Annotated in this window: 11 protein-coding genes; 7 read left to right on the top strand and 4 right to left on the bottom strand. The window is 51.9% G+C overall.

Annotated features, from left to right (window positions below; all coding sequences use genetic code 11):
- Positions 1-30: 30 nt before the first annotated feature.
- The 4 genes from feoB to BMZ81_RS10575 form a co-directional block, all read right to left on the bottom strand.
- A complete protein-coding gene (feoB, locus tag BMZ81_RS10590) occupies positions 31-2,208 on the bottom strand; it encodes a ferrous iron transport protein B (RefSeq protein WP_091131834.1) in 2,178 nt (725 codons plus the stop codon).
- A gap of 152 nt (positions 2,209-2,360) precedes the next feature.
- Positions 2,361-2,612, bottom strand: a complete 252-nt coding sequence (locus BMZ81_RS10585) for a FeoA family protein (protein WP_091131832.1) — start codon at positions 2,610-2,612, stop codon at positions 2,361-2,363.
- Between the two features lie 42 nt (positions 2,613-2,654).
- Positions 2,655-2,867, bottom strand: a complete 213-nt coding sequence (locus tag BMZ81_RS10580; RefSeq protein WP_091131829.1) for a FeoA family protein — start codon at positions 2,865-2,867, stop codon at positions 2,655-2,657.
- Positions 2,868-3,465: 598 nt separating this feature from the next.
- On the bottom strand, positions 3,466-4,986 hold the full coding sequence (locus BMZ81_RS10575) for a CoA-acylating methylmalonate-semialdehyde dehydrogenase (protein ID WP_091131827.1): 1,521 nt from the start codon (positions 4,984-4,986) through the stop codon (positions 3,466-3,468).
- A gap of 248 nt (positions 4,987-5,234) precedes the next feature.
- Here BMZ81_RS10575 and BMZ81_RS10570 point away from each other — a divergent pair, with 248 nt between their 5' ends.
- The 7 genes from BMZ81_RS10570 to BMZ81_RS10535 all read left to right on the top strand — a co-directional run.
- Complete coding sequence (locus BMZ81_RS10570; protein WP_091131825.1) at positions 5,235-6,050, top strand: IclR family transcriptional regulator; 816 nt, start codon at positions 5,235-5,237, stop codon at positions 6,048-6,050.
- Positions 6,051-6,259: 209 nt separating this feature from the next.
- On the top strand, positions 6,260-7,042 hold the full coding sequence (locus tag BMZ81_RS10565; RefSeq protein WP_091131822.1) for a DeoR/GlpR family DNA-binding transcription regulator: 783 nt from the start codon (positions 6,260-6,262) through the stop codon (positions 7,040-7,042).
- Positions 7,039-7,839 (top strand): DeoR/GlpR family DNA-binding transcription regulator, encoded by an 801-nt coding sequence (locus BMZ81_RS10560; RefSeq protein ID WP_091131820.1) that lies wholly within the window; start codon positions 7,039-7,041, stop codon positions 7,837-7,839. Before BMZ81_RS10565 ends, BMZ81_RS10560 begins: the two co-directional genes overlap by 4 nt.
- Positions 7,840-8,464: 625 nt before the next feature.
- Complete coding sequence (locus BMZ81_RS10550) at positions 8,465-9,310, top strand: HAD hydrolase-like protein (protein WP_091131815.1); 846 nt, start codon at positions 8,465-8,467, stop codon at positions 9,308-9,310.
- 133 nt (positions 9,311-9,443) lie between these two features.
- The gene (locus BMZ81_RS10545) at positions 9,444-10,769 is read left to right on the top strand and encodes an MFS transporter (protein WP_177187285.1); all 1,326 of its coding nucleotides are present in this window, start codon (positions 9,444-9,446) and stop codon (positions 10,767-10,769) included.
- Between the two features lie 118 nt (positions 10,770-10,887).
- A complete protein-coding gene (locus BMZ81_RS10540; RefSeq protein WP_177187284.1) occupies positions 10,888-12,030 on the top strand; it encodes a phosphonoacetaldehyde reductase in 1,143 nt (380 codons plus the stop codon).
- A 351-nt stretch (positions 12,031-12,381) separates the two neighbouring features.
- Positions 12,382-12,695 (top strand): iron-containing alcohol dehydrogenase (locus BMZ81_RS10535; protein ID WP_143072770.1); only part of this gene is annotated, 314 nt, incomplete at its 3' end.

Raw genomic sequence — 12,695 nt, 5'->3', positions numbered from 1 at the left:
TGCGGCCGGCCTCCGCCGATAACGAACTGCTTACCGGGCGCCGGCCTTGGCGGCTTCCACCGCGCTGATGGTCAAAACAGTATCGTTGTATTTATTCTTGCGGAACAGCATGTACAGCAGGAAAGCCAGATCAACAACAGCAGCAACGGTGCCCAGACCGAAGCCCACCTCTCCAGTGAGAAGGCCGCCGAACTGGTAAATCATCAGGGAGATGAGATAGGCAAAGCCGCACATATAGCCGATGGCGGCCAGCGTCCACTTTGCGTTGTTCATCTCCCGTTTGATGGCGCCCATGGCGGCGAAGCAGGGGGCACACAGCAGATTGAACACCATAAAGCTGTATGCGGAAACGGCGGAGTAGTGGAGCGCCACAGCGGCTTGGAGGGCGGTGTCGTCCTCCGCCACCTCCTCGCCGACCTGGAAGAGGATGCCGAAGGTGGAAACGACGTTTTCCTTGGCAATCAGGCCGGTGACGGTGGCTACGGTGGACTGCCAGTCGCCGAAGCCAAGCGGCGCAAAGATAAAGCACACCGCCCCGCCGATGGCGGCCAGCAGGGAGTTGTTATTGTCCTCTACCATACCGAAGCTGGCTCCGGTAAAGCCAAAGCCCTGGAGGAACCAGAGAACAATGGAGGAGGCGACAATCACGGTACCGGCCCGCTTGATGAAACTCCAGCCCCGCTCCCAGGTGGCGTGCAGCACATTGTTTGCACTGGGTACGTGATAGGCGGGCAGTTCCATGACAAAGGGCGCTGGGTCCCCGGAAAAGCCGCGGGTCTTTTTCAGGATGATGCCGGAAATGATGATGGCGGCCACGCCGATGAAGTAGGCGGAAACCGCTACCAGCCCGCTGCCGCCGAAAATCGCCCCGGCAAACAGGCCGATGATGGGCATCTTGGCGCCGCAGGGCACGAAGCAGGTGGTCATGATGGTCATGCGGCGATCCCGCTCATTTTCAATGGTACGGCTGGCCATGACGCCGGGGACGCCGCAGCCGGAGCCGATGAGCATGGGGATGAAGCTCTTGCCGGAGAGGCCGAATTTCCGGAAAATCCGGTCCATGATAAAGGCGACACGGGCCATGTAGCCCACATCCTCCAAAACGGCCAGCATCAAAAACAGCACCAGCATCTGGGGTACGAAGCCCAGAACCGCGCCCACACCGGCGATAATGCCGTCAGACACCAGACCGGTGAGCCATTCCGCACAGCCCAAACCCTCCAGCAGCGTCCGGGATCCGGCTTGAAGCCATTCGGCACCCAGCACGTCGTTGGTCCAGTCGGTGAGGAACGTGCCGAAGGGGCCCATGGCCACCCAGTACACCAGGAACATCACGACGGCAAAAATGGGCAGAGCCGCAATCCGGTTGGTGACCACCTGGTCAATCTTGTCGGAGGTGCTGAGGGCGTGCTTGGCCCGCTTTTTCACAACGGCCCTGGACACCACGCCGCTGATGTATGCATAGCGCTGGTTGGTGATGATGCTTTCGGCGTCATCGTCCAGCTCCCGCTCGCAGTCGGCAATGTGATCTTCCAGATGGGCCTTCAGGTCGGCGGGGAGATTCAGGTCCGCCAGAACCTTGCTGTCCCGTTCGAACACCTTGATGGCGTACCAGCGCAGGTAGCGCCGGTCCACCTTGCCCTCCAGAGACTCCTCAATGTGGGCAATGGCATGCTCCACAGAGCCGGTGAACACGGCGGGCAGCTGACCGGTTTTCTTTGCCTGGCCTGCGGCCATGGCCTCCTCAGCGGCGGCCATTCCGCCCTCGCCTTTCAGGGCGGACATCTCCACCACTTCACAACCCAGGGCCTCCGCCAGCTTGGAGAGGCTGATTTTGTCTCCGTTTTTCCGCACCAGGTCAATCATGTTGACCGCCACCACCACAGGCAGGCCCAGCTCAATCAACTGCGTTGTGAGGTACAGGTTCCGCTCGATGTTGGTGCCGTCCACAATGTTCAAGATGGCGTCGGGCTTTTCATTCACAAGATACCCCCGGGCCACCACCTCTTCCAGGGTGTAGGGAGACAGGGAGTAGATGCCGGGCAAATCCTGAATGACCACCTCCTTGTGGCCCTTCAGGCGTCCCTCCTTTTTTTCTACAGTAACGCCTGGCCAGTTGCCCACGTACTGATTGGAGCCGGTCAGGTCATTGAACAGGGTGGTTTTGCCGCAGTTCGGATTGCCGGCCAACGCGATTTTGATATCCATAGTGCTCTCCTTCCTAAATGTTAGTTAAAACTAACTTTTGCGCTTGAAATTTGCGGCCGAAGCCGCATCGCCGAAGCGGGATTCGCCATGGTTCCTTCTGCAGGAACCTCTGCACCCCGCGCTTCTGCCCCTGCTTTCGTAAAAGTCCCGCTTCACCGGGCGTTTCTGCAAGGGATTGAAGATGATTGTACTTCGATCATCTCAGCGTCCGCCTTGCGGACAGACAGTTCATAGCCCCGGACGTTCAATTCCATAGGATCGCCCAGCGGGGCTACCTTCCGAACCAGCAGTTCCGTGCCTTTGGTCAGGCCCATGTCCATAATGCGGCGCTTGGTGGCACCCTCTCCGTGGAGCTTTACCACCGTGGCGCTCTCGCCTACCCGGACATCTTTCAAGGTTTTCATGTGCGCTCTCCTCCTAAATATAAAATCACAACTTCGCTCGGCTTAAATCAAAATGCGGTTTGCCATGGTTTTATCCAGGGCAATCCGACTGTCCTTCACCTGAAGGATCAAATTCCCGGCGATTTCGCTGACCACCGTCACCGTTCCGTCCACCACAAATCCCAACTCTGCCAGGTGCTGGCGTACCTCGTCCTTCCCGGTAATCTGATGGATTGTAACTGTCTCACCCGTCTTTGCCATGGTCAAAGGCATCATATTGTCCCTCCTTAAGATAAAACCCACCGCAACAAACTGTTTTTTAAAAGCTGAGGTTAGAAACGACTAACCCCTGTTTCGCCTTGAGTTTAACGCAACTAACTATCAATGTCAAGACTTTCCTGCTGGTTTTTTGACATTTTGGTTAGCTTTAACAAATTTTGCGGAGAAGGAAACTGCTTGGTCAGGCTTGTTTATGAATTTATACGAATCCACAGAGAAGATGCGGAAGGCTATGTTCAGTTGGCCAAATTATGAAATGTGCAGACGGCGTTTGTCATGGGCAAGGGCATCCACTAAACAAAAAGAGACATCCAGTTGGATGTCTCTTTTTGTTTAGTGGACAATACAGGGTGCGAACCCGTGAATCCCTGCACTTCGAAAAGTACGTAAAACTTTCTACAGGATTATGATAGGTCGGAGCCGTTGGATCTCAATTGATATAAAATATCGAAAAATGGAAAGCTGTTTAAATTATGCGTATTTACGGCCTGTAAAAGCCTGACAAATAACAGAACCAGATGCATTCTAACAGAAGGCAATATGATGTGATGAGGGAAAAAGCGGATCTATACAATATTTTAAATGGTTTCTTTATTTAATCGCGTTCAACAGTACCTTCCCATGTGCTTACAGCTTTTTTAGAGGAAGATTCGTCGTACCAGTGCTTTGTAACCGTCTTCGCACGGGTGTAAAAGCGAACACCGTCTTTTCCCAGAACATGCAGATCTCCGTAAAAAGACTCCTTATTGCCGGAGAATGGAAAATAAGCGGAGGGAACAGGAATGCCCACATTGATTCCAACCATGCCGCCGTCGGTAAGAAATTCAAACTTACGGGCATAGTAGCCGTTTTGCGTAAAAATGACGGATCCGTTGGCACACGGGTTGGCATTCATGACAGCGAGACCTTCCTCGAAGTCTTTCACGCGTTTAATTAATGTCACAGGACCAAAGATCTCCCGATCTCCAATTGTCATCCCAGGCTTCACATGATCAAAAATGGTGGGACCGACAAAAAATCCGTTTTCATAACCGGGAACAACGATATTACGGCCATCCAAAACCAAATCGGCGCCTTCCTCGACTCCCTTTTGAATCCAGTTGCAAACCTTGGATTTGTGTTCAGCAGAGACAACGGGTCCCAGATTTGTCTCGGGGTCATAGGAGCAGCCCACCTTCATGGCCATAGCCTTCTCTTTTAACATTGACACAAACCGGTCCGCAACGCTTTCCTGAACAACGACTACCGGCAATGCCATGCAGCGCATACCGGCGCATCCATATGTAGAGTTGATGATGGCGTTGGTTGCGCTCTCCAAATCGGCATCCTCCAGCACAAGGGCATGGTTTTTGGCTTCGCATTGTGCCTGCACGCGCTTGCCGTGTGCGGAAGCAACGGAATAGATGTGCTTTCCGACGTTTGTGGTGCCAACGAATGTTACCGCTTTCACACGGGGATCCGTCAGGAAGAGTTCAGCCTCATTCCGGCTGCATGTGACTAAGTTGACAACGCCTTTAGGAAAGCCTCCCTCTTCATAAAACAGCTCCAGAATCCGCATGGATGTTAAGGGTGTCAGACTAGCGGCCTTCAGGACGATGGTATTACCTGTGGCAATTGCCAGCGGAACCATCCAGCCCCATGGGATCATGGCCGGAAAGTTAAAGGGAACGATTCCTGCGACAACACCCAGCGGCATCCGATAGGTTGCGGTATCGAAGCCAGTGGTGACCTGAAGAGAGGCGTCTCCCTGCATGAGGGTGGGCAGGCCGCAGGCGTGTTCTGTGGGCTCAATGGCCTTCAAAATGTCGCCGCGAGCCTCATTCAGCGTTTTTCCAAGCTCCTTGGAGCACAACAGCGTCAACTCCTCCAAATGATCCAGCAGGATATTGCGCCATTTGAACATCATCTGCGTGCGGGAGCTGAGGGACTTCTGGGACCACGCCGGAAAGGCAGCCTGAGCCGCTGCAATAGCAGATTCGACCTCATCAACGGTGCAGCAGGGCACTTCGGCCAGGAGGTCACCTGTGCTGGAGTTCGTTACGGGCATCCACTTTTCTGTTTTGGAATTCAGCCACTCGCCATTGACACAATACTTCATCCTTGTAGAAGTTGACATTTTGAATCCTCCTTTTAATTTTCTTATATGTTTGTGATAAACGGATTATAATTCCGATTCATTTAAGTGTCAATATAAAAATAATCAATATTTACTATAAATGAACTGTTAGTCCAAAAATAATTCGAATCCGCTTAAAAAAGACCACCATTGACTATTTGTTCATTTTGTGGCATGATAATTAAATAAAAATTTAACGAACATGCGGAAGCGTATCATAGAATGAAGTCTGAAAAGGATGGTTTGCTATGCCGAACGAGCGGATTGGGCGTCCTTCCAATCAATCTGTAACAAAGATCCTCCAATTGGTGGAAATTTTGGCGGAGAGCAAGGTTCCCATGCGCCTGCAGGATATTATTGGAAGTGTGGGCATGCCGCAGGCGACCTGTCTGCGCTATCTGAACGCCTTGATTCTTGAGGGCTATGCCTATCAGGACAGGGATTCCGGTCGGTATGCGCTGACATGGGGCGTCTGCAACCTGGGGGAAAAGGTGCGGGCGCATCAGAGTCTGCGCTCGATTTCCAGCGATCTTATCAACGAGCTGTCCATTGAACTGGGCCTGGGGATCTGTCTGGTAATTGAGCATGAGATGGAGTGCGTGTATGTCGACTGCTGGTATGAGCCCGCGTCCATGGGGGTCTCTCTGATGAGAATTGGAAAGCAGTCGCCGTTGCATGCAACCAGTTCCGGGAAAATCCTGCTGACGGAATATACCGACGCAGCCTTAGACAGGCTTATTGCGGAGAAAGGATTGGCCCCGTTTACCGACAAGACAATTACGACAAAGCGCGCACTGGTAGAGGAATTGGAAACGGTAAAGCGGCAGGGGTACGCGTTGGATAACGAAGAATGCGAAGAAGGGATGCGGTGTGTGGCGGCGCCGATCTATGATTTCACAGGGAAAGTAGCTGCGGCGATCAGCGTCTTTGGATCATCGGAACGGATCACGGATGCCTGCATTCAGGAGGAGATCCTTCCCACGCTGCAATGGGTTGCCCAAAATATCTCTTTCCGCATGGGGAGCACCTTTGCCCCGCAGAAAAGAGAGATTCCGGAGAATTAAGAGGCATGCTTCACTCGGGGATCAGGTTCTTGAAGAATCTCGCCGGGCGTGGAGGCTTATAGAGGCGTGCGACAGGGCTTAGAAAATTTTGTTCCGCCTCTTGATGAATGATGGGGCTTCTGGTATACTTTCCATAAGATTCGTGGAAATTGAACACGGAAATTCGCGGTCGTGCACCCTTCGGAAATTTTAAGGTTGAGGTAGGGCGTATGTTGCAGGAAGAGCGTTATTTAAAAATTGTCACGTATCTCAAGGAGAACGGCCAGGCGACCCTGGGCAGACTTTCGGAGGAAACCGGCGTCTCTGTGGGAACGATCCGCAGGGACTTGGAAATTCTGGAAAAGAGCGGGATGATCCAAACTGTGCGGGGCGGAGCGATTGCGAAAAACGACGATCTGTCCAAGCAGCGCTTTAATATGCGCAACATCGAGCACAAAAACGAGAAACAGCTTCTTGCGGAGGCGCTGAAGGATATTGTTGTGGACGGACAGTCCGTGGCGCTGAACGGCGGCACCACCAATATCGCAGTGGCCCAATATCTGGTGAGCCATTATCAGCACCTGACGATTATTACGAATAACCTGTATCTTTTTCGGGTTCTCAAAAATGCGAAGAATTTTACACTCATCGTACCGGGGGGGCTGTTTGACCACGAGGAGTACGCGATCTATGGGAAACAGTGCGAGCGGGATTTCCTATCCTATAATATTGATGTGGCGCTTTTGGCCGTCAATGCCATCTCGCTGGAAAAGGGCGTGACGGATTTCCGATGGAGAGAGGTCGGCGTCATCCGTTCCCTCATCAAGAGTGCAAAAAGAAAGATTATTGTGGCAGACTACAGTAAGTTCGATCGGATTGCCTGCGCGAATGTGTGTGGATTGGAAGAAATCGATTATATTGTAAGCGACAGCCGGGTTACAGAAGAAACTGTGCGGAAATATTATGAGAAGGCCCATGTGGGAGTCATCAGGCCTAGAATGGATAACACATGATACAGCAAGAGCGTCTGAACAAAATTGTGGAATATCTGCAGGAAAAGCAGAGGGCAACATTGGCGGATATTGCCCAGCTGAATGGGGTATCCATTGATACGGCGCGGCGGGACTTTGAGCAGTTGGAAGCCCAGGGAAAGCTGAAGCGGGTACGCGGCGGCGCCATCTACTGTCAGCAGAAAGAGAATGGGCGGTCCGTCCTGGAGAACCGGTACCAAGAAAACAGGGCGGCTAAGCGGGAGATTTCAAGGCTCCTCAAGCCCTTTATTGTAGAAGGCCAAAGCGTTTTTCTCAACAGCGGAACGACCAATATCGAAGTTGCCAAGTTCCTGGCTAAGAATTATACCCGTTTAACGGTGATCACAAATAATATTTACGTACTGGATATACTGGCGGAAGCGCAGGAATTTACCACCATTGTACCAGGCGGCATTGTGGATACGGATGAGGGATCCATTGGCGGAGACCAGTGTGAGCGGGATATTCTGCAGTATAATATTGATACGGCGATCTTGGCGCTTGAGGCGGTTTCCATTGAAAAGGGGATCACCGCCTATCACCCGGATCGGGTTTCCACTATACAGGCGATTATGAAGGCGTCCCGGCGAAATATTTTTGTGGCGGATCATACCAAATTTGGCCGTGTTGCGTGCATGAATGTCTGCCCGGTGGACGCGATTGACCTTTTGATCAGCGATTCCGGTTTGTCGGATAAACTGCGCGAGGCTTATGAGAGCCGGGGCATTACGGTGGTGACCTCTGACAGGGAAAACAATTTCCCACTGGAAGAGCCTTAATCACTGTGCTGTGAGGATTTCGGAGCGGGGACCGTGTGAAATTCGAGTTTTCAAGGTTTGGGAAGGAATTCCCCGGCGGCCGACGGAAAGACCAATCCGGCAGTGCGTCTGCTGCTATCCATCATTTTTGAAAAAAGTATCCGGCGTGATATCACGCCGGATACTTTTTTTTCCAGCGCTTCGGCGCCGTATCACCTGTGGGAAGATTTGCCTGGAAAGACGGCCGCCCGCGCTCATGGGATCGTAGAAAAACCCTTGCCCATTGCCAATATCCGTTTGCAGAATCTGCAAGCATCCCAGAGTCGTATGGCACCGAAAGGGGCGGAAACAGGTGCCTGATGACGCGCAATACAAAATATTGCAAAATGTGATAAGATGTCGCAATATATTAAAAGAATAATAAACGCGCGATCTCTGAATTTTAGTTAAAATGAATAAAATATGAAAGAAAAAATGATAAAATATGTGATATATACAATAATTTCTTGAAATAATTGTGCAATTTTTTAAAGCAATTATTCAAAAATATTGCAAAATATAATTGACTTGTTGCAAAAAGAATGCTTTAATGAAGCCGTGGAAGCAACCCCTAAAAAAATAAAAAGGATATCAAGGAGGAGACAACATGTATAACAGACGTTACACCGGCAAGATTGAATTGGCAGTTCTCGACACCGCTGGCACTTTTTGTGATGGTCCCGGCGATATGAGCCACCGCTGGCCTAGGGACGACGGCCGCGGATGCAAAGCCCCGGTTGTTCCTTTTTATGAAGCTATCCGGCAGTTCGGCATTGAGTTGGACTGGGCATCTATCCGTAAGCCCATGGGCATGTTCAAGCCCACCCACCTGCGGATGCTGATGAACCTTCCCGAATTCGTGGAGCAGTGGGAAGCCAAGTACAATCGTCCCTGGGGAGAGGACGACTTTGAGGCGATTCTCGCCGCTTTCCGCCCGCTGATGAGCAAGTACATCGTCGACGAAGACCTAGCCCGTCCCATTGAAGGTGCCGTGGAGGCCATTGCCAAAATGAAAGAGGCCGGTATTCTGGTTGGCTGCGACACCGGTTATTATGCCGAGGACTCTGCCGCATTGAACAAGGTTTTGGAAGACAAGTTCGACATGAAGTTTGATGTGGTCACCAACGCCGAGAAGGTACCCGGCCGTCCCTCTCCCTTTATGGTGTACGATTGCATGCTCAGCGCCTACAAGCTGACCAATAAGGTCATCCCCTGCGAGGCCGTCGTGAAGATCGATGACACGGCCGCCGGCATGAAGTGCGGCAATAACGCTGGCGTTTGGACCATTGGCTTGTACGCCTCCGGTTCCAACGATTATGATATGCTGGCCGCATCCAAGCCCGACTTTCTGGTACCTTCTGTCAAGTACGTCCCGGAGATCATCTTCAACGAGATTGAGCCGAGACTGAGAAGAGGCGAGCGCCCCGGTCAGGGTCTCATTGAAACGATCTAATTTATAACCCAATCCGGAGAAGAGACACCCGCCTATCCTTTACCCAGGTGTCTCTTCTTCGACTCTTTTATGTGGCGGAAACTGTATTTTTAAGGGAGAATAGTTGCAAAACATGAAATTGGGAGGGAACTTCATGGAAACTAGCTCGAAAACTTACGGATATTCACAGACCGACTATACGAAGTTTAAAAAGTACGCCAAGTACATGCTCCTTGGATTTGGTTTCACCTACATGTTTTTCTACAACGGCAGACAAAATATGTCCCTGGCGATGCCTGTCATGGCGGAGGCGTTTGGAACCACCAAGGCAGAAATCGGCTTTATCAGCTCCGCTTTGTTCTGGTGTTATGGGTTTGGCCATCTGTTTTCCGGGCGGCTGGGCGAAATTGTTGGAAACAAACGATTTATGATCGTCGGCATCATTGTTTCTGCCATCTGCAACTTTACCATCAGCTTTCAGTCCTCTTTGGCAGTAATTGCCGTACTCTGGGGACTAAACGGCTTTGCACAGTCTATGGTTTGGTCTCCCGGACTGGGAGTTTTGAACAAGTGGTGGCCCAAAGAAAAAAGAGGCTTTGCCTCTGGCGTTGCAACAGGTTTCTCTGGCGTTGCACAGGTGGTGACCTATGGATGCGTTTTTGCCGCTTACGCCATTTCCCCGGACTGGGGCTGGCGGGCTGCGTTCCGCTGGCCGTTGATTCCCATGCTGTTGATTCTGGTTGTCTTTGCGGTTTTTGTAAAGAACCAGCCGGAAGATATCGGCTTGAAGCCTTTTGAGGAACCGGACGCCGCGGCTGCTGCCGAAGATGAGAAGCGAGTCGCCATCCTCAAGACCAAGAGCGCAGTGTATCCCTATAAGCTCCTGTTCTCTGAGCCGAAGGTCATTCTGCTGTGCTTCATCTCCGCGATTGCCGGTATCGGTCGCTACGGCCTGCTGACCTGGATCCCAACGTACTTCACCGACGTAATGGGAATGGATATTAAAACCGGTATTCTCAGTTCGATTCTGCTACCGCTGGGGCAGGCCTTGGCCATGTTTGTGTTCCCCACCTTGACGGACAAGGTTTTCAAAGGCAAACGCGAGCCGATGCTGCTGTTGGCTGCGGTGGTGTCCGTGGTGTTGCTGTGCGTGTTCCCATTTGTGAAATCCCAAATGATGGCCTCTGCATTGCTTCTGCTTGTAGGCTGCGCCTCCATGGTCACTGGCGTGATCTGGGCCATTTCGGGCGACCTGGGTGGTCGGGCAATGTCCGGAACCACCACCGGCATTCTTGACTGGGCCATTTACATGGGGTCTGCTGCTCAGTCCATGATTTTTGGAGTGGTTTTGGATAAAACCGGCAGCTGGCCCGCCATCTTCATCACCATCGCTGTTCTGTACGTCATCATGGTGATTCTGACCTTTATCGTACGGAGCATGAAGATGACCAAGTTGGAAAAGGCTTTCGCTGAAAAGTGATATCTCCTGCCCCATGCTGATTCCCGCATGTAAGGTATATGCGTGTGTCGTGGCTCTACCATATGCGCATCCCGCTCAACGCCGTGATTTTGCGATTTATAAAAAGGAGGAAAATACTATGTCAAAATATGTTCCCTATTGCTCTGTGGAAATCAAGTTCGGCACCAAGGAGGCCCTGCGTGAACTGGTGAATGACTGTGGCCCGGAGAAAAAGGTACTGGTCGTCTGTGAGCGGTTTTGTACAGATCTGTGGGATCTGACCGCTGACATTGAGAAGAATGTTGCCAGTGGAAACGAGTTCTGGATGGACACCATCACGCCAAACCCCACCCAGCAGGATGTTTATAACGGTTTAAAGCTGATTGAGGGGTATGATCCCGATTTTATCCTGGCGATCGGCGGCGGATCCGCGATTGATACGGCCAAGGGTGTTTCCAACTTCCACTATCTCTTTAAGGGAAAGGAAATCACCATTGATGCCATTACGGAACTGCTGAAAACCGGCGCCTATAAAACGGAGCATGAGGTGATCGACATTATCTCCGTCCCCTCCGCCGCCGGCACGGGTTCCGAGGTGACACAGTTCGCCACGATCTGGGACATCAACAAAACCGCGAAATTCTCCATTGACACGCCCCAGAACTATCCCAAAATGTCGCTAGTAATTCCCGAACTGACGCTGACACTTCCCACGAAGATGACATTCTCCACAGGCGTTGACGCGCTGTCCCATGCCATTGAGGCATATTGGGCGAAGCCCACGACATATGTGGTGAAGGATATTGCGCTGAAGGCCATTGATACGATTATGACCTATTTGCCCAAAGTCCTGGCCGATCCTCAGAATCTGGAGTTACGTACGTACCAAAGCCGCGGCGCACTGCTGGCTGGCATGGCGTTTGCAAGAACTCGCACCACCGCCTGTCACTCTATCAGCTATGCCGTCACCATGCAGTATGGCGTCCCCCACGGCATTGCCTGTGCCCTGACGCTGGACGCGGTTTCCAAAATCAACCGCGAGGCAATTGTCTGCGCAGATGATTTGTTTGACACCTTTGAAAGGCACGGCGGTCTGCAGAAGTGGCTGGATGAGACCGCTGCCATGGCCGGCGTCACACTGCGGCTGAAGCCCCTGGGAGTCCCTGAGAAGGGAATTGACCACTTGGTTACCCAGACCTTCACAAAGGGCCGCATGGATAACAACCCTGTTGACATCTCCCCGGAGAAGGTAAAGGAGATTCTGCTGAGCATCTACGAGTGATGTTCAGTCGTCCAGCCTTCCCACGGACGCGGGGCCGGCAAGCTACGCTTTTCCAACAGGCGGCTGCCGGCCGGCTTCCGGGGGGCTGGCAGTTCCAATTTAGAATTTAATGTCCAAAGGCAAACTGGCAACAGGCGGAGGAGAATATGAATGGTTCTCCTCTGCCTGTAAGCAGGCGTCAGCCGGAGTGGAACTCCTGCGGTTCATCGGTCAGGCGCCCTGCGCATATTCGTGTGATGGACGGAAGTCGTGATACGGCGTCCATGACAGGTCTCCAAACAAACAGAACCGAAACAAGCGGAGTATGAGCTGCTTGCTGAGGTGATATTCTTGTACAAGGAGCGATGAGGTGTGGCAAGGGAATTTTTAGTACCAAGAAGCATTCTGACAGGCTCTGGAGCATTAGATGCTGCAGCCGTTACTCTGCAAAGAATGGGTAAGAAGGCGCTGATTGTCACCGATTCCATGATGGTGGAATTGGGCAACTGTGCCAAGGTGGAAAAGGTCTTGGCAGATGCGGGCATTCATTATACTGTTTTTGACCGTATCGGCGGCGAGCCAACCGATCTGATGGTAAGGGATGGACTGGGCCAGTACAAAGCTGAGGGCTGCGATTTCTTGATTGCCTTAGGTGGCGGCAGCCCCTTGGACACGATGAAGTCCAT

Origin of the sequence: Oscillibacter sp. PC13, from assembly GCF_900115635.1 — a bacterium.
GTDB lineage: Bacteria > Bacillota > Clostridia > Oscillospirales > Oscillospiraceae > Oscillibacter.
Note: the sequence above shows the minus strand (reverse complement) of the source record. Positions and strands in the feature narration are given on the sequence as shown.